The 25,630-nt window shown below is 70.6% G+C and carries 20 protein-coding genes; 8 read left to right on the top strand and 12 right to left on the bottom strand.

Features of this window, described 5'->3' with window-relative positions; translation table 11 throughout:
* Positions 1 to 136: 136 nt before the first annotated feature.
* The 5 genes from FLL47_RS06540 to dnaG form a co-directional block, all read right to left on the bottom strand.
* Positions 137 to 958: an ABC transporter permease gene (locus FLL47_RS06540; RefSeq protein ID WP_144119523.1), complete on the bottom strand. Its 822-nt coding sequence runs from the start codon at positions 956 to 958 to the stop codon at positions 137 to 139.
* 11 nt (positions 959 to 969) lie between these two features.
* Positions 970 to 1,725, bottom strand: coding sequence for an ABC transporter permease (locus FLL47_RS06535; protein WP_144119522.1), 756 nt, complete (start codon positions 1,723 to 1,725; stop codon positions 970 to 972).
* On the bottom strand, positions 1,725 to 2,639 hold the full coding sequence (locus tag FLL47_RS06530) for an ABC transporter ATP-binding protein (RefSeq protein ID WP_144119666.1): 915 nt from the start codon (positions 2,637 to 2,639) through the stop codon (positions 1,725 to 1,727). The genes FLL47_RS06535 and FLL47_RS06530 overlap by 1 nt, the downstream gene beginning before the upstream one ends.
* A 236-nt stretch (positions 2,640 to 2,875) precedes the next feature.
* The gene (locus FLL47_RS06525) at positions 2,876 to 3,394 is read right to left on the bottom strand and encodes a hypothetical protein (RefSeq protein ID WP_144119521.1); all 519 of its coding nucleotides are present in this window, start codon (positions 3,392 to 3,394) and stop codon (positions 2,876 to 2,878) included.
* Complete coding sequence (dnaG, locus tag FLL47_RS06520) at positions 3,394 to 5,238, bottom strand: DNA primase (protein ID WP_342780305.1); 1,845 nt, start codon at positions 5,236 to 5,238, stop codon at positions 3,394 to 3,396. Before dnaG ends, FLL47_RS06525 begins: the two co-directional genes overlap by 1 nt.
* A 55-nt stretch (positions 5,239 to 5,293) precedes the next feature.
* On the opposite strand from dnaG, the gene FLL47_RS06515 reads away from it, so the two are divergent.
* Positions 5,294 to 6,007: a hypothetical protein gene (locus tag FLL47_RS06515; protein ID WP_144119519.1), complete on the top strand. Its 714-nt coding sequence runs from the start codon at positions 5,294 to 5,296 to the stop codon at positions 6,005 to 6,007.
* An 88-nt stretch (positions 6,008 to 6,095) separates the two neighbouring features.
* On the opposite strand, the gene FLL47_RS06510 is transcribed toward FLL47_RS06515, so the two are convergent.
* Positions 6,096 to 7,307: a deoxyguanosinetriphosphate triphosphohydrolase gene (locus FLL47_RS06510; protein WP_144119518.1), complete on the bottom strand. Its 1,212-nt coding sequence runs from the start codon at positions 7,305 to 7,307 to the stop codon at positions 6,096 to 6,098.
* A 172-nt stretch (positions 7,308 to 7,479) separates the two neighbouring features.
* Between FLL47_RS06510 and FLL47_RS06505 the strand changes: the two genes are divergently transcribed.
* Positions 7,480 to 8,937, top strand: a complete 1,458-nt coding sequence (locus tag FLL47_RS06505; protein ID WP_144119517.1) for a carbohydrate-binding protein — start codon at positions 7,480 to 7,482, stop codon at positions 8,935 to 8,937.
* 78 nt (positions 8,938 to 9,015) lie between these two features.
* Here the strand turns inward: FLL47_RS06505 and FLL47_RS06500 are convergent, their stop codons facing one another.
* The 3 genes from FLL47_RS06500 to FLL47_RS06490 all read right to left on the bottom strand — a co-directional run bounded on the left by FLL47_RS06500 (position 9,016) and on the right by FLL47_RS06490 (position 12,057).
* Positions 9,016 to 9,669 (bottom strand): COG4315 family predicted lipoprotein, encoded by a 654-nt coding sequence (locus FLL47_RS06500; RefSeq protein ID WP_144119516.1) that lies wholly within the window; start codon positions 9,667 to 9,669, stop codon positions 9,016 to 9,018.
* Between the two features lie 23 nt (positions 9,670 to 9,692).
* Complete coding sequence (locus tag FLL47_RS06495; protein WP_144119515.1) at positions 9,693 to 10,958, bottom strand: NAD(P)/FAD-dependent oxidoreductase; 1,266 nt, start codon at positions 10,956 to 10,958, stop codon at positions 9,693 to 9,695.
* A 100-nt stretch (positions 10,959 to 11,058) separates the two neighbouring features.
* Complete coding sequence (locus tag FLL47_RS06490) at positions 11,059 to 12,057, bottom strand: ferric reductase-like transmembrane domain-containing protein (protein WP_186315585.1); 999 nt, start codon at positions 12,055 to 12,057, stop codon at positions 11,059 to 11,061.
* Between the two features lie 292 nt (positions 12,058 to 12,349).
* Between FLL47_RS06490 and FLL47_RS06485 the strand changes: the two genes are divergently transcribed.
* Together FLL47_RS06485 and FLL47_RS06480 are read left to right on the top strand one after the other, a co-directional pair.
* Entirely contained in the window at positions 12,350 to 13,060 is a 711-nt protein-coding gene (locus FLL47_RS06485) for a DUF4142 domain-containing protein (RefSeq protein ID WP_144119513.1), read from the top strand.
* A 61-nt stretch (positions 13,061 to 13,121) separates the two neighbouring features.
* Complete coding sequence (locus FLL47_RS06480; protein ID WP_144119512.1) at positions 13,122 to 14,249, top strand: DUF1996 domain-containing protein; 1,128 nt, start codon at positions 13,122 to 13,124, stop codon at positions 14,247 to 14,249.
* Positions 14,250 to 14,437: 188 nt separating this feature from the next.
* Here FLL47_RS06480 and FLL47_RS06475 read toward each other — a convergent pair whose 3' ends face one another.
* From FLL47_RS06475 to ppdK, 3 genes are all read right to left on the bottom strand, one after another.
* Positions 14,438 to 17,281 (bottom strand): glycoside hydrolase family 9 protein, encoded by a 2,844-nt coding sequence (locus FLL47_RS06475; protein ID WP_144119511.1) that lies wholly within the window; start codon positions 17,279 to 17,281, stop codon positions 14,438 to 14,440.
* A gap of 268 nt (positions 17,282 to 17,549) precedes the next feature.
* The gene (locus FLL47_RS06470; RefSeq protein WP_144119510.1) at positions 17,550 to 17,897 is read right to left on the bottom strand and encodes a VOC family protein; all 348 of its coding nucleotides are present in this window, start codon (positions 17,895 to 17,897) and stop codon (positions 17,550 to 17,552) included.
* 182 nt (positions 17,898 to 18,079) lie between these two features.
* Complete coding sequence (gene ppdK, locus FLL47_RS06465) at positions 18,080 to 20,707, bottom strand: pyruvate, phosphate dikinase (protein ID WP_144119509.1); 2,628 nt, start codon at positions 20,705 to 20,707, stop codon at positions 18,080 to 18,082.
* 236 nt (positions 20,708 to 20,943) lie between these two features.
* Here ppdK and FLL47_RS06460 point away from each other — a divergent pair, with 236 nt between their 5' ends.
* From FLL47_RS06460 to FLL47_RS06445, 4 genes are all read left to right on the top strand, one after another.
* Positions 20,944 to 22,125: a cytochrome P450 family protein gene (locus FLL47_RS06460; protein ID WP_144119508.1), complete on the top strand. Its 1,182-nt coding sequence runs from the start codon at positions 20,944 to 20,946 to the stop codon at positions 22,123 to 22,125.
* A 303-nt stretch (positions 22,126 to 22,428) separates the two neighbouring features.
* On the top strand, positions 22,429 to 23,247 hold the full coding sequence (locus FLL47_RS06455; RefSeq protein ID WP_246157602.1) for a M23 family metallopeptidase: 819 nt from the start codon (positions 22,429 to 22,431) through the stop codon (positions 23,245 to 23,247).
* Positions 23,248 to 23,458: 211 nt separating this feature from the next.
* Positions 23,459 to 24,277 carry a MerR family transcriptional regulator gene (locus FLL47_RS06450; protein ID WP_144119664.1) on the top strand — a complete coding sequence of 273 codons (819 nt, stop codon included), beginning with the start codon at positions 23,459 to 23,461 and terminating at the stop codon, positions 24,275 to 24,277.
* Positions 24,278 to 24,540: 263 nt separating this feature from the next.
* On the top strand, positions 24,541 to 25,626 hold the full coding sequence (locus FLL47_RS06445; RefSeq protein ID WP_144119507.1) for a sugar ABC transporter substrate-binding protein: 1,086 nt from the start codon (positions 24,541 to 24,543) through the stop codon (positions 25,624 to 25,626).
* The last annotated feature ends 4 nt before the right edge of the window (positions 25,627 to 25,630 follow it).

Genomic DNA, 25,630 nt, shown 5'->3' with positions numbered 1-25,630 from the left:
TAGGCGCATCGGTCACCTCCGCCCGGCGGCGTGTTGCCGAGAACGTACCCGCCTGATCCACATCAGACAAATAGAACCTAACAAATGAGCGCATGAGCATGATCTAGTTCACGCGCTCATTCACGCCCGAACAGGTTTAACGGCAGAGCACCGAGGTAAGGCGGCGGCTCGCCACGTACAGGCCGACGGCCAGCATGACCAGCAGATATGCCACGTTGCCGAGCATCGACCAGCTGAGCATCCCGGTGGTGATGCCCCGGATCAGCTCCACCGCGTGGTAGAGCGGGGTGATCGCGATCAGGATCTCGACCGGCACCGGGTAGTCCTGCACCGGCGAGAAGGTGCCGGAGAACAGGAACAGCGCGAACTGCCCGGTGCTGATCAGGTCGAAGTCCTGCCAGCCGCGGATGTAGGTGCTCACCGCCATGCCGACCGCGCCGAAAGCCAGGCCCACCAGCCAGGTCGCGGGGAAGGCCAGCAGTGCCCAGCCGGGCGTGGTCAGGCCCAGCGCCACCATGACGATCAGGAACGCTCCGGTGTAGAGCGAGCCGCGGATCATCGCCCAGGTCAGCTCGCCGGCCGCGATCTCCATCGGGCGCAGCGGGGTGGCCAGCATCGCGTCGTACGTCTTGACGTACTTGAACTTGAAGAAGAAGTTGAAGGTCGTCTCGGCCAGCGCGCCGGACATCGCCGAGACCGCCAGCATGGCCGGGGCGACGAAGTTGGCGTACGGCAGGACCTCGCCGTTCTGCAGGGTCAGGTCGCCGACGAGCGCGCCGACCCCGACTCCGATGGACAGCAGGTAGAGCACCGGCTCGAAGAAGCCCGAGGCCAGGACCAGCCAGTACGCGGGGCCGGAGCGCAGCGCCCCGACGTTGCGGTTGATGACCGCACCCACCCGGGCGGGTGAGAGCCGGTTGCCGCGGGCGACCCGCGTGACGGCGTACGTGGTGACCATGGTCAGTCCCCTCAGTCCGAGAGCCGTCGGCGGAAGGCGCGCAGCGCCAGCAGGTAACCCAGCCCGGCCCAGGCCAGCAGGTAGGCCACGTGCGCGGCGGCGGGCCAGGGCGGCGCAACGCCCAGCGTGGCCGCGCGGCACAGCTCCACCGCGTGCCACAGCGGCGACGCGTACGCCAGCGGCCGCAGCAGCTCCGGCAGCTGCGACACCGGGAAGAACACCCCGGCGAACAGCGTCGACGGGATCACCAGGAAGCGGAACAGCAGCGCGAAGTAGCTGTCGTTCTCGATCGTCGCCGCGAACGCCGAGGTCGGCGCGGAGACCGCCACCCCGAGCAGCGCGCAGACGAACGGCGTGAACACCACCCAGGGCGAGTGGATCGCCCCGAACAGCGCGCTGACCCCGAGGAACACCACCGCGGCGATGAGCACCCGGAACATGATGTAGAGCTGGTATCCGGCGATCATGTCGGCGATGCGTACCGGGGTGGCCCGCATGGCGTGGTAGCCGCGGACCCACTTGAAGTCGCCCAGCACCGGGAAGGTGGACTCCCCCACCGCCATCTGGAACGCGGTCGAGGCGAGCACGCCGGGCACGATCCAGTCCAGGTAGCTGACGCCGTCGACGCCGCTGATGTAGCCGCCCACCCCGATGCCGATGCTGAGCACGAACAGCACCGGGAGGATGAACGACGAGAAGACCGAGGCCTGCCAGAGCCGCCGGTACGAGACGATCGCGCGGTTGAAGACCGCCAGAGTCCCGTCCATCAGTCGACCAGCGTCCGGCCGGTGAGGATCAGGAACACGTCCTCCAGGGTCGAGCGGCGCACCAGCACGCTCGACGGGGTGAACCCGCGCCGGTGCACCTCGTTGACGGCCGCGTCGCCGTCGGCGCTGTAGAGCAGCAGCCGGTCCGGCAGCGGATCGAGGCGCTCGCCGATGCCCGCGAGCTTCTCCACGTACGTCGCCGGGGCGTCGTCGCCGAAGCGCAGCTCGACGACCTCGCGGGTGGAGTACGTCTCGATGAGGTGGCGCGGCGAGCCGTCGGCGACGATCTTGCCGGCGTCCATCACGACCAGCCGGTCGCAGAGCTGCTCGGCCTCGTCCATGTAGTGCGTGGTCAACACGAGTGTGACGCCGCGCTGCTTGAGCCGGAACAGCCGTTCCCACAGCAGGTGGCGGGCCTGCGGGTCGAGGCCGGTGGTGGGCTCGTCGAGCAGCACCAGATCCGGCTCGTTGATCATGGCGCGGGCGATGGAGAGCCGGCGCTTCATGCCGCCCGACAGCGGGTCCACGGTGCTGCCGGACTTCTCCGTGAGCTGCACGAACTCCAGCAGCTCGGCGGCGCGGCGGCGGCCCTCGGCACGCGGGATGCCGAAGTAGCGCGCATACGTGGTCAGGTTCTCGAACACGGTGAGGTCGGGGTCGAGGTTGTCGGTCTGCGGGCACACCCCCAGCCGGGCCCGGATCGCGGGGCCTTCCCGCACCGGGTCCATGCCCAGGATGCGCAGCTCACCGGCGGTCGGCGTGGAGACGCAGCCGATCATGCGCATGGTGGAGGACTTGCCGGCGCCGTTGGGGCCCAGGAAGCCGAACGCCTCGCCCGGTGCGACCTCCAGGTCGATGCCGTCCACCGCGGTGAAGTCGCCGAACCGCTTGACCAGGCCACGGGCATAGATCATCGGGGGTCGTTGGTCGCTCACGCGGCGACCCTATCCCCGCGCTCCGACAATCTCGCGGCCTTTTACCCGATTTATCGATCAATCCCGCTGGCCGACCTCGGCCGTGATCGCTGTTCGGTGCCAGGATCTGCGGTTTGAGCGCAGATCCTGACACCAAACGGCGATCTCGGCAGCCGTGCACGCGCGCAGCGACCTGGCGGCTGCGGGTGCCGGTCAGGTGCGTGGGCAGGGGTTGGTCAGAGGTCGCCGAGGTCGCCCTGGGCGGCCGCGATCAGCTGGTCGGTCGCGGCGATGACGGCCGGGTCTTCCCCGTCGGTGCCCTGGTCGTAGCGGACGGTCCAGGCCAGGCCGTCGACGCCCGGCACCCGCCGGGCGAAGATCCAGGCGCCGCCGCCGGGCAGCTCGTGGTGCTGCGGCTGCTGCACCGAGCTGGTCACCCGCAGGCGCACCTGGTGCGGCAGGTGGTGCGGGTCGGTGAGCTTGCGGCGCACCGGCGTGCCGTCGGCGACCACCTCGTAGCCGGTGCGCTCCGCGACGACCTCGGCCGGGGTGACCACCAGCGCCTCACCGTCCCAGACCGCCTTGTCGATGCGGTGCCAGCCGGTGCGCTGCTCGTCCCACCACAGCCCGAGGTTGGTCGCGATGACCGTGTCGTCGCCCGACGGGGCCCAGGCCAGCACCCGCTCGTCGGCGGCCAGCTCCGGGCGGCGCTCCACGGGCAGCACGCGCCGCCCGCCGAACAGTGAAAACTTCATCAGAGCCCTCCGGCGGCCTTCTCCTTGAGCGCCCGGGAGTGCTGCTCCAGGGCGACGAGTTCGGTGAAGCGCGCCCGGTACTCGTCGGACTCGGTCACCGGGTTGATGCGCTGCAGCCGCGACTTCACCTCACCGATGCGCTGGTTGAGGCCGGCGAGCTGCAGCCGGGCCAGGACCACGTGCAGGTAGCCCGAGTCCGGCTCGCCGTCGTACCGTACCGGCTCCACCGCCAGCTCCAGGACCAGCATCTGCGCGGCCAGATCCGTGCAGGCGTCGCGCACGCTGTTGACCCAGCCGGCCCCGGCCACCCCGGCGCAGGCCCCGCCGGCCGCGGCGATCGCCACCCGGATGTCCCGGTACGGCGGGTGCGCGTACAGGGTTTCGTCCACCGCGTCGAACACCGGCCCGGCCAGCACCGGCTGCTGGATCGCCAGCTTCAGCGCCTCCCGCTCGACCACCAGCCGCGGACTGTCCGGAGCGGCCGCGGCGGGCCGGGGTGCGGGCACGTTCGCGCCGTCGGCGGTGCGGATCGCCGTGCGTACCTGGTCGACGTCGACGCCGAGGTCCCCGGCGAGCTTCTGTGCGTACCCGGTGAGCAGGGAACGGTCCTTGATCTTCGCGACCATGGGCGCGGTGGTCCGCAGCGCGGCCACCCGGCCCTCGACCGTGTCCAGGTCGTAGCGGGCCAGCGTGGAGCGCAGCGCGAACGCGATCAGCGGCTCCCGCCGGGCCACCAGGTCGCGCACGGCCAGGTCGCCCCGGGCCAGGCGCAGCTCGCAGGGGTCCATGCCGTCCGGGCTGACCGCGATGAACGTCTGCCCGACGAAGCGCTGGTCGTCGCCGAACGCGCGCAGCGCCGCCTTCTGCCCCGCGGCGTCGCCGTCGAAGGTGAAGATGATCTCCCCGGCGTACGCGTCGGTGTCCAGCAGCAGCCGCCGCAGCACCCCGATGTGGTCCGTGCCGAACGAGGTGCCGCAGGTCGCCACGGCCGTGGTCACCCCGGCCAGGTGGCAGGCCATCACGTCGGTGTACCCCTCGACGATCACCGCCCGGCCCTGCTTGGCGATCTCACGCTTGGCCTGGTCGATGCCGTAGAGCACGTGCGACTTCTTGTACAGCGGCGTCTCGGGGGTGTTCAGGTACTTCGGGCCGTCGTCGTCGTCGAACAGCTTGCGCGCCCCGAAGCCGATCACGTCGCCGGAGACGTCCCTGATCGGCCACAGCAGGCGGCGGCGGAACCGGTCCACCAGGCTGCCCGACCGGGCGGCCCGGGCCAGGCCCGCGGTCTCCATCTCCGCCGTGGTGAAGCCGAGCCCGCGCAGGTGCTTGACCAGCAGGTCCCACTCCGCGGGGGCGAACCCGCAGCCGTAGCGCTGGGCCGCGTCCCGGTCGAAGCCCCGCTGGGCGAGGAACTCCCGGGCCGCCCGCGCACCCGGCGTGAGCAGCTGCTCGGCGTAGAACTCCTGGGCCGCGGCGTGCGCGGCGACCAGGCGCTGGCGCTGGCCGTGCTGCGGGCGCTCCATCGCCGGGCCGCCCTCGATCCGGCGCAGCTGGATGCCCGCCCGGTCGGCCAGGCGCTCCACCGACTCGATGAAACTCAGGTGATCGATCTTCTGCACGAAGTTGATCACGTCGCCGCCCTCGCCGCAGCCGTGGCAGAACCACACGTTGCGGGCCTGGGAGACGGTGAACGACGGGGTCTTCTCGTCGTGGAACGGGCACAGCCCCTTGAGGTTGCCGCCGCCCGCGTTCTTCAGGGTGACCTGCTCACCGGCGACGTCCACGATCGAGCTGCGCTCGCGTACGAGCGCGATGTCCTCATCACGGATCCGACCCCCGGCCATGCGGTACATCCTGCCAGGGGACGCCACACGGGCGCACAGCCGATACCGTTCGATCGTGGCCCATCCCACCTCCGCACCCGACGCTGCCCGCCGCGCCGCCGACGACATCGAGCTCACCGTCGCGCTCGCCGAGTACACCAAGATCCTCGAAATGCGCCGGGCGGTCAGCGACCAGGCCCACAACCGGTACAACTTCTTCCTGGTCATCGCCACCGCAGTGGCCGCGGTCTCGGCCGGCCTGCTCGGCAGCAACATCGACGACAACGTGAAGGTCGGCGCCGTGGCAGCGCTCGGCACCCTGGTGCTGCTGATGGGCCCGGCGGTGTTCCTGCGCCAACTGCGCTACACCGGCGCCTCCCAGCGCTACGGTCTGGCCGAGCAGACGCTGCGCACCTACCTGGTGCGGCGCGCCCCGCAGGTGGCCCCGTTCGTCCTGCTGCCCACCCTCGACGACCCCGGGCTGTTCCCGCCCCCGGCCGGCCGCTACCAGCTCCGCCTGCGTGACGCGGTCGGCCTGGCCGCCACCATCGGCCTGGTCAACAGCGCACTGCTCGCGATGGGGGGCGGCCTGCTCGCCGCCGCCGCCCGGCTACCCGGCTGGGCCGTGGTCCTGCTCGCTCTCGTGCTCTTCGCCGCCGCCGCATCCGTCCACCTCTGGTGGGTCACCCGCACCGTCCGCGCCAACGCCGCCGCCAACACCCACCTCCTCACCACCCGCTCCCCCCTGCCCGAAATACCCCATCAGTCCGCCGCAGAGCCGACCCTGTAACGCGAAGATCGCTGTCTCCGGTCGGAAACTGCGGTCCAACCGCACATTCCGACCAGAGACAGCGATCATGAACGCCTCTGGCGAGTGGTCAGGCGCCGGTCAGCCGCTGATGCCAGGCCTGGGCGGCGGTGTCGGTGAGCGACGCGACCTGGTCCACGACGACGCGGCAGCGCGCCGTGTCGTCGGCGGCCTCCCGCCACAGCGGGGCGAAGACCGGGTCCAGCTCGTCCGGGGCCCGCTCGGCCAGCACCCGCACCAGGTCACGCAGGATCTGGCGCTGCTCGTCGTACCACGGCTCCATACCGCGGCGGCGCATCACGTACCGCAGGGCGATGCCCTTGAGCAGGGCGCAGCGGATGCGGGCGGCGGGCGGCACGATCAGGTCGGCGTCGTAGCGGCGCAGCGTGCCGTCGCCGTACTTCTCCCGGGTGGCGTCGACCGCGGCGGCGACGAACCGTCCGGTCAGGACGCTGGTGCAGCGCTTGAGCGCCAGCTGGGCCTTGAACGAGCCGTCGTATCCGGCCAGCGGCGCGACGACGGGATCGGCCAGCAGCTCGATCAGGGCCTCGTGCAGCAGCGCCGGCGACTCCGATGAGTACACCTGTGCCACGTCCGCGCACAACGCAGCCCGCTCGTCGGCGTCGATCAGCAGCGGCGGCAGCTCGATGAACCCGGAGTAGAGGCCGTCCTCGACGTCGTGCACCGAGTAGGCGACGTCGTCCGACCAGTCCATGACCTGCGCCTCAAGGCAGCGCCGGTCGTCGTCGGGCGCACCCATGCGCACCCAGTCGAAGACCGGGCGGTCGTCGGCGTACACGCCGAACTTGCGGGTGCCCTCCCGCCGCGGCCACGGATACTTGCAGGTGGCGTCCAGCGAGGCCCGGGTCAGGTTGAGCCCCGCGCCCTCCACCTTGGCCTCCAACCGGGTGACCACCCGCAGCGTCTGCGCGTTGCCCTCGAACCCGCCCCAGGCCCGGCTGACCTCGTCGAGCGCGTCCTCACCGTTGTGCCCGAAGGGAGGATGCCCCAGGTCATGGGCGAGCCCGGCGACGTCGACGACATCCGGGTCGCAGCCCAGCCGGGCACCCATCTCGCGGGCGATCTGCGCCACCTCGATCGAGTGCGTCAACCGCGTACGCAGGAAGTCGCCGCTGCCCGCGGTGTGCACCTGGGTCTTGGCGGCCAACCGCCGGAACCCGGCCGAATGCAGCACCCGTGCCCGGTCGCGCTCGTACGGGCTACGGCCGAAGCCGGTGTCCTTCGAAGGCTCGGGGATGAACCGCTCGCTGGGATCGACCATCAACCAAGACTACTGACCTCACTCCCCTTTATCGCGCACGCGCGGTGAACGTCAGCCGACCGGCACCCTCCACGTTGGCATCGATGGTTATTGACATTCATGTTGCGGGCACGTTAAGTGGTGAGTCAAGAGAGCGCTCTCACAACCTGTCCACGGACCCGGTCCGCCGCCCATGCCGAGCCCCCGGCGTGCGGACCACCCTCTGCCCCAGGAGGAGAAAGCCCTGATGAGCACGCGATTCTCCAAACGCCGCACGGCGACCTTCGCCGCCGGTCTGGCCGTCCTGGTCGCTGCGGCGGCCGCCGCGGTCAACGCGATCCCCGCGCACGCCTCGCTGCCCGGCACGCCCTCGGGCTGGCAGCTGGTGTGGAGCGACGACTTCAACGGCGCGAACAACACGCTGCCCTCGTCCAGCAACTGGATCATCGACACCGGCACCTCCTACCCCGGCGGCCCCGCCAACTGGGGCACCGGTGAGATCCAGACCTATACCAACAGCACCAACAACGTCCGCCAGGACGGCGCGGGCAACCTGCTGATCACGCCGATCCGCAACGGCTCCAGCTGGACCTCGTCCCGCATCGAGACGGTCCGCACGGACTTCAAGCCCGCGGCCGGGCGCGTCCTGCGCATCGAGGGCCGCATCCAGATGCCCAACGTCACCGGGGCCGCCGCCGCCGGCTACTGGCCCGCGTTCTGGGCGCTGGGCGCCCCCTACCGGGGCAACTACCAGAACTGGCCGGGCGTCGGCGAGTTCGACATCATGGAGAACGTCAACGGCATCAACTCGGTGTGGGGCGTGCTGCACTGCGGCGTCGCACCCGGCGGGCCGTGCAACGAGTTCAACGGCATCGGCGCGAGCCGGGCCTGCCCGGGCAGCACCTGCCAGTCGGCGTTCCACACCTACCGGTTCGAGTGGGACCGCACCAACGAGAACGCCCAGCAACTGCGCTGGTATGTCGACGGCACGCTCTACCACACCGTGAACCAGAGCCAGGTCGGCTCGTACTGGTCCCAGATGACCTCGCACGCCGGTTACTTCCTGCTGCTCAACGTGGCGATGGGCGGCGCGTTCCCGAACGGCGTGGCGGGCTCCGCGACGCCGACCGGCAGCACCGTCTCGGGCCAGCCGATGCGGGTCGACTACGTGGCCGTCTACCAGACCACGGGCGGCACCACGCCGCCGTCGTCGCCGCCGGCCAGCCCGCCGCAGTCGCCGCCGCCGGGCGGGGGCAACCGTGACGCGTACGCCAACATCCAGGCCGAGAGCCGCAACGCCCAGGCCGGCACCACGATCTACGAGGGCTACTACGTCGGCAGCATCGGCAACGGCGACAACCTGCGGTTCGACGGCGTGAACTTCGGTTCGCCGACAGCGCGGGACTTCGTCGCACGGGCCGCCTCGGGTGCGGCGGGCGGCATCAGCGGGTTGGTCGAGGTGCGCCTGGACAGCCTGTCCAACGCGCCGATCGGCAGTTTCGCCATCGCCAACACCGGCGGCTGGACCAGTTGGCGGGAGATACCCGCGAACGTGGGCTCGGTGACCGGTACGCACACGGTCTACCTCACCTTCACCAGCGGGCAGCCCAACGACTACGTCAACATCGACTGGTTCCGGTTCCGGCGCTGATCCGGCAGACCCTGCCCGGTGTGGTCGGCGGGAGGGGCGGCAACCGCCGCCCCTCCCGCCGCACCGCGTAAACCCGGGTCAGTAGGTGTATGTCTCGTCGGCGGTCGGTGAAGCGGCGGACGAGGCGGGCGGAGCCGCGGCCGGGGACGCCGCCGTGCCCGGCGGGGGCACCGGTACCGGGGTCGCCGTCGGCAGGCAGGACAGGTTCTTCTTGCCGGTCGGCGCGACGACGAACCAGACTCCGCCGACGGCCTGGCCCTTCCACTGCCCGGCCTTCTTGTCGCCCAGGTAGCGGTAGAGCGGCCAGCCTGCCAGGGTGACCTGGGTGGCGCCGTCCTCCCGCTCGACCGTGCCGACGAGTTTGGCGTCGAGCCCGGTCAGTTTCAGGTTCTCGTCGACCAGCACCGGCGGCCAGACCGCGGCGCAGTCGCCCGAGCAGTTGCTGGCGGGCGGATCGGCGGTGTCCTTGTCGAACCGGTAGAGCACGAAGCCGTCGGCGTCGGTGACGATGTCGCCCATCTTCGGGATCTTCTTGGCGCGCAGCTCGGCGGTCGGGCTGCCGACGGCAACGGCCACTTCGGCGGCGGGCTCGTTCTCCGCCGGCCCGAGCGGTGACGGTGCGGGCTGGTTGATCGGAGCAGGCCCGTCGCGCAGGCCCGCACATGCCGCCATCGCACCCATCGGGGCCAGCAGCAGCGTGGCGGCGAGTACGACACGAACACTTCGAAGCATCGGAAGACTTCCCTTCTCTCGGCTCAACCGACCAGGCTCAGACGGCGCTGGTTCGGGATGACGGCGGGCAGCGACACGAGCGGGCGGGCCGGGCCCGCCTCCCGCATCGCGCGGGCGAGCGTGGTGAACTGCCGCGGCGCGTTGACCGCGACCACTCCTGAGGTCACCCCGCCCCGGCGGTGGGCGGCGAGCACCCCGCCGCGGGCGATGTCGCGGCGGCCGGGGCGCAGTTCGGTGACGGCGACCTCCTCGGCCTGGTCGATGCGGCCGCAGACCTGGATGCGCAACCCGAACAGGTCGGACCAGTAACGCGGCAGGACCCCGACGGCGGGCGCGGCGCGCGACCCGGACAGCAGCGTGCGGGCGGCGGCCTGGCCCAGCTCCATGGCGGCGATCCACTGGTCGACGCGGGCGGGCTTGTCGCCGTACCAGGCGTTGGGCCAGCGGGCCACCGCACCGGCGGCGACCACCTGGTCCACGCCCTGCACCCGCAGGCTCTCGTCGCAGAGCAGGCCATCGCTGGTGTCGGCATGGCGGGCGGTGAACCAGTCGGTGTCGGGCCGCTCCCCCAGCGTGGCGATGACCAGGTCGGCGTCGACGTGCGAGCCGTCGTCGAGGTCGAGCCGCCAGCCGCGGCGGCCCCGGGACAGGTTCTTGACCCGGCGGCCGAGGCGCATACGCACGCCTTCGTGGCGCATCGTGTCGGCGATCAGCCCGCCCGTCACGGACCCGACGGCGCGTGTCATGACCTGCGGATTTGAGTCGATCATGATGCACTCGCGGGCGAGCGAGCGCACCACGTAGGCGGCCTCGCACCCGGTCAGTCCGGCGCCGACGACGGCGACCCGCTGAGCACGGCGCAGGTCGGCGGCCAGGCTGAGCGCGTCGTCGATGCTGTGCAGGCTGTGCAGGCCGGGCTCGCCGACCGGCCAGCCGTCCGGCATCACCGGTCGGGCGCCGGTCGCGACGACAAGAGCGTCGTACACGTACATCTCGCCGGTCTGGGCGTAGACGATCTGGCGCTTGGCGTCGAGTTCGGCAGCGACCCGGCCCGTCAGCCAACGTGCGGAGGCGGTGGTGGTGGTGGCCAACTGCACGTCGGCGGGCCGCTGCCCGGTGAGCAGGCCTTTCGAGCAGGCGGGCCGGTGGTACGGCAGTCGCGCCTCGCCGGCCAGCACGGTGACCGCGCCGGTGAACCCGAGCCGCTCCAGCTCCTCCACCGCCGCCACCGCGGCGCGACCGCCGCCGACGACGACGATCCGGTCCAGGTCGGATGTGCGGTGCCTCATGCCTGCTCCTCGCTCAACTCGGCACCGACATGGCCACCGGGCCACACGGTTCGCCTGTCCCCGTCGACTCCCCGTTCGTCAGGTTCCTCGGACCGCTCCATCACGGCTGCTCCTCGCTGGTCAGGTCGCCGACGTGGAATCGGTCGCGGGCCGTACGGTGCTGGGCCCGGCTGTGCCGTGCCCGCTGCCGGAACTCGTCGAGTTCGGTGGCGGGCTCGAAGGCCGGGCGGCGATCGTCGTCGTCGTAGTCGGCAGGTGGCGTGGCGGCGCGCTCGCGCTGGCGCGTGATGAGCGGGGTCACCGGTGCCGGGGGCGCGGCCGGGGCGGTCCCGGCCGGACGCCGGACGCTGATCGCCCGTGCCGGGCACACCTCGACCGCGCGGACCACCTCCTCCAGGCGGTATGCGGGCGGGGCCGCGGTGTAGTCGAGCCGCCCGTCACTGCGCAGGCTGAACACCTCGGGCGACTCCTGCTCGCAGAAGCCGAACCGGGCGCAGCGCACCGGGTCCACGTCCACCACCAGGCTGTCGCGCGGCTGCTCGGCCCGCATCGTGGCCAGCACGTTGTCGGCCTCGACCCGGCGGTTGCGGCGCGGCCAGGTGGTGAACCACAGCGCGACCGTCGCCAGCCAGGCGGTGTAGACCGGACCCCAGACCCAGGCCGGGCCGGTGTCCGTGCCGGAGATCAGCACGTGTGCCGAGACCAGCGAGAACCCGACGTAGGTAGCCATGTGCACGGCGCGCCACCGGCTGAACCCGAGCCTGCGCTGGATCACGATCGAGATCGCGCCGGCCAGCACCAGCTCCAGGCCCAGCACGCCGGCGCCGATGCCGATCGGGTCGTGCGTGTCCACGAACGGCACGATGACCTCGACCACGCTGATGGTGCCGTTCGGCACGGCGAGCTGGGCGATCCCGTGCACCAGGCCCAGCGTCAACCCGATCAGGGCGATGCCCTGATGGGCGGCGTACGCCACGGATCGGCGGATCCGGCTCAGACCCCATCCGTTGCGCAACGCGACGCCGCCGAGCACAGCCAGCCAGAGCAGCCCGAACGAGGTGAATCCCACCGTCGCGGCGATGACATGAGCACTCTCCATAACCGTCCCGCTACTCTGCTCGAATAAGCGTGAATGGCACCGTGAATTAGTTACACGATCCCTTTGGGACGACACCTTCAACCCTTTGCGACGCAATGTCAATGCCTGGGACCACATCGCGGACGCCCTGTGCGAACTGGGCACACTAATTTAGGTCCGTCCTATGCGGACCCTAAAAACGGCTTAACAAAGCCTCCGGGGATTGACTCCGGAGCCCGTGTCACGCCTACGCTCCTGTCGCTACCAATAGGTAGTCGCATCAAGTATTCGGGCGAACACGGAAAGGTGTCTGATGGACATTCGCCTCGCCCGGACCGCGGCGGTCACAGCGCTCGCGGCCCTCGCCGTCGCGGTGGTGCTCACCCCGCCGCCGGCCGCGCATGCCGAGAGCCTCGAACCCGGCTGGACCGTCACCGAGTTCGGGCCACTCGGTCCCGCCGACCGGGACCTGCTGGTCCGCGTGCGCCTCGCCGGGCTCTGGGAGGCCCCCGCCGGCAAGCAGGCCCAGGACCGCGCCCGCAGCGCGAAGGTCAAGGAGGTCGGCCACCACATCAGTGGCGAGCACATCGCGCTGGATGCCGAGGTGCTCAAGGTCGCCGACCGGCTGGGGGTGCCGCTGCCCGACCGGCCCAACGCCGAGCAGCAGAGCTGGCTCGACGAGCTGAACGGGCTGCGCGGTGCGGCGTGGGACAACGTCTTCACCGCCCGCCTGCGCGTCGCGCACGGCAAGGTCTTCAGCGTTGTCGCGGCGGTCCGCGCGGGCACCCGCAACGAGGTGATCCGCGAGTTCGCCGAGCAGGCCGTGACGATCGTGATGCGGCACATGTCGTACCTGGAGAGCACCGGACTGGTCGACTACACGTCCCTGCCCGCGCCGCCGACACCCGTCGCCGCCGCGGCCCGCCGCACCGGCGGCCCGCCCGCCCCGCTGATCTGGCTGATCCTGGCGGCCGCCCTGGCCGTCGGCGCGGTCACCGCGGCCCGCATCCGGCACCCCCGCTGACCCGGTGCGGCCGCCGCCGACAGCGGCGCACCCGGAACCCACCCTTTCGGAAGGACACGCCATGGCACGCACTCACTCCCCCCGGCACCGGATGGAACCTCGCGCGGTGCGATTACTGGCCGCGGTGATCGTGCTGATCGCCGCGACCGTGCTGGCCACCATCAGCCAGGTCTCGCAGGCCGCGACGGGCGACGGCGCCAAACCCGCCGCCGAGGTCCCGGCGGCGCTCGCGGCGGCCGCCCGCATCCCGAACGACCAGGGCCCCGACGCCGAGTGCACGAAGCCGCGCGCGCCCGCACGCTGCCACGCCCCGACCGGCCCACCCGTCGCCGGCGACTTCGTCGACATCCGCTCGGTCGAGCCCAACGTGCGCGAGCGCCGGGCGACCGCGACGGGCTCGGCGGGCACGTTCACCTCGCTGTGCGGCCGCAACCTCAACGACCACCGCAACCCTGACAACTTCATCGTCGCGCCGGGTGTGTTCAACGGCGCCCACCACACGCACGACTATGTCGGCAACCTGTCCGCCGACGGCAACTCCACCAACGAGAGCCTCGCCGCGGCGGGCACCACCTGCCAGCGGAACGACCGCTCCACCTACTACTGGCCGGTGCTGCGCCAGCGTGGCACGGTGGGCAACGACGCGACCGCCGACGGCGGCGGCAACGACGGCAACATCGGCCGCATCCTGCGTCCGGCGTCGGTGCGGCTGGAGTTCCGCGGCAACCGGTTCGCGAAGGTCTCCCCGATGCCGGAGTTCATCCGGCTGATCACCGGTGATGCGAAGGCCGTCACCAACGGCCCGGCCAACGCCAAGGCGCAGTGGACCTGCACCGGCTTCACCAACCGCCGCGTCACGAAGTACCCGCTGTGCCCGCGGGGCAGCCAGGTGCAGCGCATCCTGGACTTCCCGAGCTGCTGGGACGGCGTCAACACCGACAGTGCCAACCACCGCGCGCACGTGCTCTTCCCCGCCTCGGACGGGCGCTGCCCGGAGGGCACCAAGCCGATCGCCCAGTTGCGTATGACGCTGACCTACAGCGTGCCGCGCGGACGGACGTTCGCGCTGGACACCTTCCCCGAGCAGAACCACAACCCGCTCACCGACCACGCCGACTTCGTCAACGTGATGCCCGCGCAGCTGATCACGTTCGCGACCGACTGCATCAACCGCGGACGCCGCTGCTGACGCGGAACCGAACGAAGGGGGCACGCGACCGCCGCGTGCCCCCTTTCGCTGGCTCAGGGCTCAGGGCTCAGGCAGCGGCCGGGGCGGACAGCAGCCCCGGGCGGCCAGACCCCGATGGCCGCCGGCATGGTCGGACCGGTGTGCCCGCGCCGCCGCCACCCCCTGGCGGCGGCGCGGGCCGGAGGACGTCACCCGATGGTGCAGGTGGCGCCGTTGACGGTGAACGCCGCCGGCCGCGGGTTGCTGCCGGTGTGCGTGGCGTTGAAGCCGAACGACGTGGACGCCCCGGGGGCGAGCGTGCCGTTCCAGCTCTCGTTGGTGATCGCGACGTCGGCGCCGGTCTGGGTGTACTTCGACGACCAGGACTGGGTGACCTGCTGCCCGGCGGTGAACGAGAACCGCAGCGTCCAGCCGTTGATCGTGGCCGTGCCGGTGTTCTTGACGGTCACGTTGCCGGTGAAGCCGTTGCTCCAGTCGTTGCTGCCGTACGTGACCTGGCAGCTGCCCGCCGGGCTGTTCGGCAGCGTGGTGACCGACACCGCGCTCGACGGCGTCGAGGCGTTGCCCGCCGCGTCGACCGCGACCACGTAGAACTGGTACGCCGTGGCGGCGGTCAGCCCGGACACCGCGTACGTGGTCCCGGTGACCATGGCCAGCAGTGCGTCCGTGGCACCAGCCTCGCGGTAGACCCGGTATCCGGTCACGCCGACGTTGTCCGTGGATCCGGTCCAGGTCAGGGCGAGACCGCTGGAGGTCACCGCGGACGCGGCAGGTGTGCCCGGTGTGGTCGGTGCGGTGGTGTCGACCGGGTCGGCGATCAGCGTGGTGAACGTCGCCGGGGTCGATGCCGCCGAGCGGTTGCCTGCCCCGTCCTTGGCCACCACGTAGTGGGTGTACGAGGTGTTCGGGGTGAGCCCGGTCAGCGACAGCGTGGCCGCCGTCGGCGAGCCGACCAGCACGTCGGTCGCGCCCGCCTCGCGGTAGACGTCGTAGCCGGCCAGGCCGCTGCCGCCGGTGTCGGTCGAGCCCGCCCAGGCCAGGGTCATGCCGGTGGTGGTGACGCCGGACGCGCTCGGTGTGCCGGGCACGCTCGGCGCGGTGGTGTCGGGGGTGGTGCTGGGCTCGTTGCCCCAGATCCGCACACCGCCGTGGTAGAGCGGCACGCCCGGGTTGACGCCCGCGGTGGCCAGGTACGACGGGTCGTTGGCGGGGCTCCAGGTGCCGCCCTCGCCGACGCCGACCTTGAACTGCACCTCCATCCGGTGCTGGGACTGCCCGGCCGGTGCGATGGCGTATCCGGTGCAGTCGACCTCGACGTACCAGAGGTTGCCCTGGGCCTGCTTCGCCGTGCTCGGCGACGGGCAGCCCTGGGTGTAGCCGGAGGTCACCACGACCGCGCTCGCGTCGTCACGGGTGAAGTAGTAGCGGAACTTCGCCGTGGTCAGCGCGCGGGCCGGGAACGCCGACTTGTTGTAGACGATCGCCTTGACCCGGGTCTCCCGCAGGTCGGCCGTCAGCGTGGTCTCGACGGTCATCTCGTCCATGTCCGGGGCCTGCACGCCCGGGAAGCCGGCCAGCGGGGTGCCGCCGTACTCCTGGGACAGCCGGGCCAGCGCGGAGGTGAGACCGGCGTTGTAGTCCGTGGCGACCTCGTTCATCACGTAGTCGTTGCGCTCGTCCTTGTACGCGTCGTCGGGCGAGGACGGGCCGCCGACCAGCGCGCCGTACAGCACGTGCCGGGTCTCGACCGGCACCGTCATGCTGTCCCACCACGAGCCGTGCGCGGTGCGGTGGTGCGGGTTCTTCGGCGAGTTCGCGCCGAACCCGATCATGTACGAGGAGTTGCGCGGGTTGTCGCCCAGCGCGTAGTTGATCTGCCGGACCGCGAAGTCGTGGTAGCGCGCCTTGCGCACCGTGTCGGTCGTCTTGTCGCTGTAGACCAGCGCGGCGAACGAGGTGTTCGCGGCGTAGCGCAGCGCGCCCCAGCTGTCGAGCACCGCCATGCCGCCGGGCGAGGTGCGGATCTTCTCGCCGTTGACGCCGACGGTCCAGTAGTCCAGCCAGCGGTTGGCGTCGTCGACGTACTTCTGCTTGCCGGTCAGGTTGGCCAGCAGCACGTACGCGCCGAACTGCTTGTTGTCCCAGGCCAGCGTCCACTTGTAGGAGCGCGTGGTGGTCTGCGGCTCGGTGCCCAGGCTGTCATAGGCAGCCTCGGCCTTGGCCAGGTAGGACGAGTCACCGGTGGCCCGGTAGAGCCAGATCGCACCCCACACCAGCTCGTCGGCGTAACCGCTCCACGACCGGTAGAAGCTCGTCGCGTCGGTGATGCACGAGTGGTAGGTCTGACGCACCGTGTCGGCGAACGTGTAGAGCTGCTTGGCGTGCGTGACCAGGGTGTCGGCGTAGGTCGGGTCGGTGGGCCGGAACACCATCGACGAGGCGGCCATCGCGGCCGCGGTCTCCCCCGCCAGGTCCGCGCCGCCACAGGTCGCGTCGATCTTGTATGCGGGCCGCGCCATCGGCATCACCTCGGCCGGACCCCACCACTTGTGGTCGTCGTCGCCCTTGCCGATCTGTCCGTAGAGGACGTTGGCCGACGGGTGCGCCTTGATGAAGTAGTCGTTGGGCACCCGCAGGTTGTTCAGCAGCTGCGTGAGCTGCCCGGAGGCGGCGTAGCCGGCCCGGTACTCGACCGCACCCCAGGCCAGCATCGTCGTGGTGAACGCCATCGGGAAGCCGAACTTGACGTGGTCGCCGGCGTCGAACCAGCCGCCGGTCAGGTTCAGGCCGACATCCGAGCCGTCGTTCATGGCGGAGTCGCCGCGCCAGGAGACCCGGCTCCAGGCGGGCTTCGGGCCCGCGATCTGGGCCTCGTAGAAGTACAGCGACTTCTGCAGCGCCTCGGCGTAGTTGAAGGACGGAGCGGCGGCGGCCGGGCCGGGGCTGACGGCGACGGCGAAGGTCGCCGCGGTCAGCGCCGCGGCAGCCGTCGCCGCCAGCCGGCGTCCCCAGTGTGGTCGTGCATCGGGCATGGCGGGACTCCTCGTACGTGGAGCCGCACCGGGACGCGCCACGACGGGACAGCGCGGGGCGGACGTGGGCGCGTCCTGCCCCGCCCGACGCGGCGGCCAGGCACGGTGAGTGATCGGGCGGAAGGTGTGCGGGAGCGCTCCCACAACTGCGGACCAATGTAGCCGGATGTAACGCGCATGTGAAGCGTCAATGACCTGCACTTACCCGATGACCCATGGAAACGCTCCCATATCGACTCATCGCGATGGAACTTTCAGCGCTCGGGAATCACGGCCGGGGGCGCAGCCGGAACTCGTTGCCCTCCGGGTCGGCCAGCAGGGTCCACGGCGTGCTCGACGCCTCCACCGGCACATGGCGTGCACCCATGTCCATCAGCCGCTCGATGTCGGCGGTCAGGTCGTCGCAGTCCAGCTCCACCTGCAGCCGGTTGCGGCCGACTTTCGCCGCGGGCGCGCGCACGAACAGCATGCCCGGATAAGTCGCCTGGTCGGGCGCGATCGCCACCGCGTCGGGCCGCTCCTCCAGTATCTGGAAGTGGAGGACCTCAGCCCACCAGCGAGCCAGCCGCGCCGGATCTCCGGCGTCCACTGCGGTGCCATGCCAGCGCAGCCCCATCGCCGCCTCCTGCCGGTGTGGACAGAGTGCCGAAAGCGTACGCCCCCCGATTCCCGTCTGCCACCACCTGTAAACCCGCACGACAGAAAGGAAGGGCACCGTCGGCCCGCGTCGGCGAGACGAGCAGCGGCTCGGCACATCGCCAACCGTTGCAGAAGGTGCCCTTCCCCTCGGGCTGGAGGTCAGAGCACCGCGCGGCCTGCCTCCAGGCGGGCGACCGGGACGCGGAACGGCGAGCAGGACACGTAGTCCAGACCCACCTCGTCGAAGAAGCGCACCGACTCGGGGTCGCCGCCGTGCTCGCCGCAGACGCCGATCTTCAGGTTCGGCCGGACCTGCCGGCCCTCCTGCACGGCGATGCGCACCAGCCGGCCGATGCCGTCGCGGTCCAGCGTCTCGAACGGCGACACCCCGAACACGCCCAGCTCCAGGTAGCGGCTGAAGAACGAGCCCTCGACGTCGTCGCGGGAGAAGCCCCAGCCCATCTGGGTCAGGTCGTTGGTGCCGAAGGAGAAGAAGTCGGCCGCCTCGGCGATCTGGCCCGCCGTCAGCGCCGCCCGGGGCACCTCGATCATCGTGCCGATCGGCGTCCCGGCCATGCCCTCCTCGGCGAGGATGCGCTCGGCGTCGGCGCGTACCGCCTCCAGCTCCTGGACCGCGCCGACCAGCGGCACCATGATCTCCGGACGGGCGTCGCCGCCCTCGGCGCGGACCTTGGCCGCGGCCTGCGCGATGGCCCGCACCTGCATGCCGAACAGGCCCGGAATGACCAGGCCGAGGCGTACGCCGCGCAGGCCCAGCATCGGGTTCTGCTCGTGCATCCGGTGCACCGCGGCCAGCAGCGCCTGCCGGTGCGGGTCGGGCTCCTTCGCGGTCGCCACCTCGACGGCCAGCTCCTCCAGCGGCGGCAGGAACTCGTGCAGCGGCGGATCGATCAGCCGGATGGTGACCGGCAGCCCGTCCATCGCGCGGAGGATCTCCACGAAGTCGTCGCGCTGCAGCGGTAGCAGCGCGTCCAGCGCGCGCTGCTGCTCGTCGTCCCCGTCGGCCAGGATCAGCCGCTCCACCATGGCCCGGCGCTCGCCGAGGAACATGTGCTCGGTGCGGCACAGGCCGATGCCCTGCGCCCCGAAGCGGCGGGCGCGTGCGGCGTCGGAGCCGGTGTCGGCGTTGGTGCGCACCGCCATCCGCCGCCGCTCGTCGGCATGGGCCAGCATGCGGTGTACGGCGGTGACCAGCGTGTCCGCGTCGGCGGGCAGCTCGCCGTCGAAGTAGCGCACCACCGGGCTGGGCTTGACCGGCACCTCGCCGAGGTAGATCGCCCCGGTGGTGCCGTCGATCGAGATCAGGTCGCCCTCGGACACGGTGACGTCGCCGACGGTGAACCGCTTGCCGGCGAGGTCCACCTCGACCGACTCGGCGCCGCACACGCAGGTCTTGCCCATGCCTCGGGCCACCACCGCGGCGTGCGAGGTCTTGCCGCCGCGGCTGGTCAGGATGCCCTGCGCCGCGATCATGCCGGGCAGGTCGTCGGGGTTGGTCTCCCGGCGCACCAGGATGACCTTCTGCCCCTTGGCGGCCTGCTCGGCGGCCTGGACGCTGTCGAACACCACGTGCCCGACGGCCGCGCCGGGCGAGGCCGCGATGCCCTTGGCGATCGGCTTGTCGACGGCTGCCTCGTCGAAGGTCGGGAACATCAGCTGGGCCAGGCGCGCCCCGCTCTGCCGGCGCAGCGCCTCGTCCAGGTCGATCATGCCCTCGTCGACGAGCTGCGAGGCGATGATGAAGGCCGCGGCCGCGGTGCGCTTGCCCACCCGGGTCTGCAGCATCCACAGCTTGCCGGCCTCGATGGTGAACTCGATGTCGCACAGGTCGCGGTAGTGGCCCTCGAGTTTGGACATGATGCCCATCAGCTCGTCGAACGACTTATTGTCCAGGTGTTCCAGGTCCGCCAGCCCGACCGTGTTGCGGATGCCGGCCACCACGTCCTCGCCCTGGGCGTTGGCGAGGTAGTCGCCGTACACACCGCGGGCGCCGGTGGCCGGATCGCGGGTGAAGGCGACACCGGTGCCGGAGTCGGGGCCGAGGTTGCCGAAGACCATCGCCACGATGTTGACCGCGGTGCCCAGGTCGGCCGGGATGCGCTCCTGGCGGCGGTAGAGCACGGCCCGCTCGGCGTTCCACGAGTCGAAGACGGCATTGACGGCGAGGTCCATCTGCTCGCGCGGGTCCTGCGGGAAGTCGCGCCCGGTGTGCTCGGCGAAGATCGCCTTGAACGTGTCCACCAGGGTGCGCAGCTCGGCGGCGTCCAGGTCGATGTCGGCGCGCTCGCCCTTGACCTGGTCCATGGCATGCTCGAAGGCGTCGCCGGGCACGTCGCAGACGGTCTTGCCGAACATCTGGATGAGCCGGCGGTACGAGTCCCAGGCGAAGCGCTCGTTGCCGCTGCGGGCGACCAGCCCGTGCACGCTGGCATCGGTCAGCCCGACGTTGAGCACCGTCTCCATCATGCCGGGCATGGAGAACTTGGCTCCCGAGCGCACCGAGACCAGCAGCGGGTCGGCGGGGTCGCCCAGGCGGCGGCCCATCTTCTGCTCCAGCGCGGCGAGGTGCGTGCCGACCTGTGCGGCCAGCTCGACGGGCGGGCTGCCCGCGGTGAGGTACTCCCGGCAGGCCTCGGTCGTGATGATGAACCCGGGGGGCACGGGCAACCCGATCCGCACCATCTCGGCGAGGTTCGCGCCCTTGCCGCCGAGCAGATCCTTGAGGTCCTTGTTCCCCTCGGCGAAGTCGTACACGTACTTCGTCATTGCGACCTCCCGCGTAGTGACCTCGACAACCAGTCTTGCGCGGGACCTTAACGGCCGCTCAGGGAATTTAGGAGGAGCTGGTGACGTATGGCACAGGTATCGACAGTTGTGCCGTTCGCACGGTTTTCGGGGAGCGTTCCCACGCGCAGGACCGCGCATCCCGCCACGAACGGGCGACATTCGGCGAGACCCGAAAGGGACCGCCGAAACGGACATAGATTGCTAACGTTCGACCCATGCATCCGTTCGGTCCTGAAGCGACGTCCACCCCCCACCCGGTCTACGCACGGCTGCGCGAGGAGAGCCCCGCGCACGAGATCCAGCTGGCCGAGAACCTCACCGCCTGGCTGATCACCCGGTACGACGACGCCCGCCGGGCCCTGAACGACCCGCGCCTGAGCAAGAACATGAGGGGGAACCCCATCCGGTCCAGCAGCGGCTGGCCGGACGAACTGCGGGCCGCGATGGACTCGCACATGCTCAGCAACGACCCGCCGGCGCACACTCGCCTGCGCCGCCTGGTCTCCTCGGTGTTCACCGCCCGGCGCATCGCCGACCTGCGCCCCGACGTGCAGCGCATCTCCGACCAACTGCTCGACGGACTGGCCGGGCGCGACGAGGTCGACCTGATCGGCGAGTACGCCTTCCCGCTGCCCCTGCAGGTCATCTGCGAGCTGCTCGGGGTGCCCATGGACGACCGGGACAGCTTCCGGGAGTGGTCCAACACGATCATCGCCGGGGCGCTCGTGCAGGGCGATCCGCTGGCGGCCGCGACGGCGATGAACGCGTACGTGCGCTCGCTGGTGGCGCGCAAGCGCGCCGAGCCGGACTCCGCACTGCTGTCCGCGCTGGTCACCGCGGCCGACGAGGGCGACCGGCTGACCGAGGACGAGCTGACCTCACTGGTGTTCCTGCTGCTCATCGCCGGGCACGAGACCACCGTCAACCTCATCGGCAACGGGGTCTACCTGCTGCTGAGCCACCCTGAGCAACTGGCGCGGCTGCGCGCGGACCGCAAACTGGTCTCCCCCGCGATCGAGGAGTTCCTGCGCTACGAGAGCCCGGTCAAGACCGCGACCTTCCGGCTGGCCACCGAGCCGGTGGAGTTCGACGGCGTGACCGTGCCGGCCGGGGCGATCGTCATGGTCAGCCTGCTGTCGGCCAACCACGACCCGCAGACCTTCGCCGACCCCGAGCGCTTCGACCCGGCCCGGGCCGACAACCAGCACCTGGCGTTCGGCCACGGCATCCACTACTGCCTCGGCGCGCCGCTGGCCCGGCTGGAGGGGGAGATCGCGTTCAACGGCCTGCTGGACCGCTTCCCGAAGCTGCGCGCCGCGCAGCCGCTGGACGAGCTGATCTGGCGTCCCGGAGCGCTGCTACGCGGTCTCGATCAGCTGCCGGTCATGCTGGCCTGAAAATTCCCCCAAGATCAAAGCTCCATTTAGTGGCGATTTAGTCCTCTGGATGGAGCTTTGATGGGATAAAACAACACCTCCCTGAGGCGATCCCGTAGGGGAAAATGCCAGCAATTCGGACATGGTGTGATGCAGATCACAGAGTCGCAAGACGTGATGAACCGGCCAGTAAGCCTCCAGAAGGGGAGGAAAGTTCACCCATCAGGGCAGATGATTCCTGGCTGCGCTGGTGAGTCCAGTCACTGAGCAGGCAGTATGGGCGATCCCGAATCAAAGGTGATGACGGAAAGGCCCCCAACCCCCGTGACTTACTTCAAACGTGGCAAGCACAGCGTCCCCGGCACCCTCGACAAGAGCCGTGACCGCCTCGCCCAGACCGGCGGAATGGTTCGCGGAGGCCTCGCCCGGCACTCCCGCCAGGCACTGGCCGTCACCGCACTCGCGGGTGTCAGCGCCTTCGGCCTGATCAGCGGCGCTGCCAACGCCAGCGACAACGACCCCACGCCGGCGGACGCCGCGAAGGCGATCACCAGCGTGGCGTCCTTCGACGCGCTCGCCGAGCGGCAGGCCGTCGCCGACGATGCGAGCCGATCCCAGCGCTCCACCCCCCCGGCGGGCACCACCACGACCAAGCCCGCCACCACACCGCCCAAGAAGCCGACCGTGACCAAGCCGCAGCCGGCCACCGTCAAGGCCGCGCCGAAGCCCGCCGCCGCCCCCCGGCCGGCGTGGCTGAGCCCGATGAAGGGCGCCCAGGTGACGTCCTGCTTCGGCCAGCGCTGGGGTGTGCTGCACGCCGGCATCGACTTCGCCATGCCGAACGGCACCCCGATCCGCGCCGTCGGCGCCGGCACCGTGGTCAGCACCGGCTGGGCGTACAGCGGATACGGCATCTCGGTCGTGGTCGACCACCACAACGGCTACCTCACCCACTACGCCCACATGTCGCAGGACAAGGTGTCGGTCGGTGACAAGGTCAAGGCTGGCGACGTCCTCGGCCTGGAGGGCTCCACCGGCGACTCCACCGGCCCGCACCTGCACTTCGAGGTGCACAAGGGCATGTGGAACCAGATCAACCCGGACGGCTGGCTGGCCGACCGCGGGATCCAGACCTCCTGCTGAGACCCGCCCGCCCGGCGGGCGGCGCACCACCCATCCCCATACCCCCATCCCTCCCCCGACGAGTGGCCCGGATCATCGCTGATCCGGGCCACTCGCCTGTTCGGGGTACGCCGCCCGCTCCGGCGGACCGTTCGTCCGACCTGCCGTCCGGCGGTTGGGACAGGATGGGCTTGACCCTGACACGATGTCAGCCCCCAGGGTGGTTCTCGACATGTTCACCATCGGAGACTTCGCCAAACTCGGCGGTGTGTCGGTCCGCATGCTGCGCCACTACGACGCGCTCGGGCTGCTGCCGCCCGCTTCCGTCGACCCGGTCAGCGGATACCGGCTCTACCGCGCCGACCAGCTGTGGCGGCTCAACAAGCTGGTCGCGCTGAAGGGCCTCGGCTTCACCCTGCAGCAGGTGCAGACGATCCTGGATGACCAGGTCCCGGTCGCGGAGCTGCGCGGGATGCTGCGCTTGCGCCGCGAGGAACTCGCCGCGCAGGTCGCGGCGGACACCGCGCGGCTGGCCATGGTCGAGGCGAGGCTCCGGATGATCGAGAAGGAGGGCCACATGGCCACCCAGGACGTCACCGTCAAGCAGATCGCCCCGATCCGGGTCGCCGAGCTCACCGGCCTCGCCGAGGGATACGGTCCAGAGCAGATCGGACCGGTGATCTCACCGCTCTACCCCGAGCTGATGCTCCGTCTCGACGAGGCCGGGGTCGTGCCGGTCGGCGGGCCGGCCGTTGCGTACTACGAGGCCGACGGTGACGCCGTCGTCGTGCACGCGGCCATGCCGGTGGCCGACGGCCCGCGGCCCGGCGCGGACTTCGCCGTCGTGGACCTGCCCGAGATCCAGGCCGCCACGCTGATCCACCGCGGGCCGATGGACGACGTCATGGCAAGTTTGCAGGTCATAGCCGAGTGGATCGAGAGCAACGGCTACCGGCCCGTCGGCTACCACCGCGAGGTCTACCTCGACTACCTCCCGGACAACCCGGAGAACGGCGTGACCGAACTCCAGATCGAGGTCACCACCGCCTGACGGCCAGCCGCTCGCGCCCTCCTGGCCGATCGCCTCCGTCGGGCGCGCCCGCCTGACGGGCGGGCGCGGAGCGCCGTGAACGTCGGAGTTGCCAGGCAGCTGTGCGTATCTTGGGCGCACTTTCGCCCATCTGCCTGGCAAGTCTGACGATCGGCTGAGAATTCGCGAACTGGGACATATACGGAATAGGTGAGTTATAGGATCTCTCGTATTCGCCTATCCGTGCCGACACGCCCGGCGAGCCGGCCGTGAAGGAGGTTCGCATGTCCTCGCGGCGCCTGGCAGTCGCCATCACCACAGCACTCCTGCTCACCGTCGGCGCCGCCGCCTGCGAGAGCGGCGACTCCGGTGGCACGGCGAGCGGCGGCAAGATCGCGCTGCTCCTGCCCGAGTCGCAGACCACCCGGTACGAGCAGCACGACCGGCCGTTGTTCGAGGCCAAGGTCAAGGAGTTGTGCGCGGACTGCGAAATCATCTACAGCAACGCCCAGCAGGACCAGAGCCGCCAGCAGCAGCAGGCCGAAGCCGCGCTCAACAACGGCGCACAGGTGCTGGTGCTCGACCCGGTCGACGGCGCGGCGGCGGCGACCATCGTGTCGCTGGCGAAGGCGAAGAACGTGCCGGTGATCTCGTACGACCGGCTCATCCAGAACGCGCCGGTCGACTACTACATCTCCTTCGACAACGAGCGCGTCGGCCAACTGCAGGGCGAGACGCTGGTCAACCGGCTCAAGGAGCTGGGCAAGACCTCCGGCGACATCGTGATGATCAACGGATCGCCGACGGACAACAACGCGAAGCTGTTCAACAAGGGCGCGCACTCGGCGCTGGACAACTCCGGCTTCAAGACCGTGCCGACGCCCGACTTCTTCACGCCCGAGTGGAAGCCCGAGAACGCGCAGAAGTTCATGGAGGGGCAGATCGCGCAGCTCGGCAAGGACGGGTTCGTCGGGGTGTACGCCGCCAACGACGGCACCGCCGGTGGCGCGATCTCGGCGATGCGGGCCGCGGGCATCACCCCCGTGCCGCCCACCACCGGCCAGGACGCCGAGCTCGCCGCGATCCAGCGCATCATTGGCGGCGACCAGTACATGACCGTCTACAAGGCGTTCAAGCCCGAGGCCGACCAGGCCGCCGAACTGGCGGTCGCGCTGGTCAAGGGCGAGAAGCCGAGCACCGACCGGACCGTCAACAACGGCGCGGTCGACGTGCCGTCGTTCCTGCTCGAGCCGCAGGCGGTGACCAAGGAGAACGTCAAGGAGACCGTGGTCGCCGACAACCTCTACACCATCGAGCAGATCTGCACCTCGTCGTACTCCGCCGCCTGCCAGGCCGCCGGCCTGACCTGACAAG

This window comes from Catellatospora sichuanensis, assembly GCF_007483665.1.
Taxonomy (GTDB): Bacteria; Actinomycetota; Actinomycetes; order Mycobacteriales; family Micromonosporaceae; genus Catellatospora; species Catellatospora sichuanensis.
The sequence above is the reverse complement of the archived record's forward strand: the minus strand, read 5'-3'. Positions and strand labels throughout refer to the sequence as shown.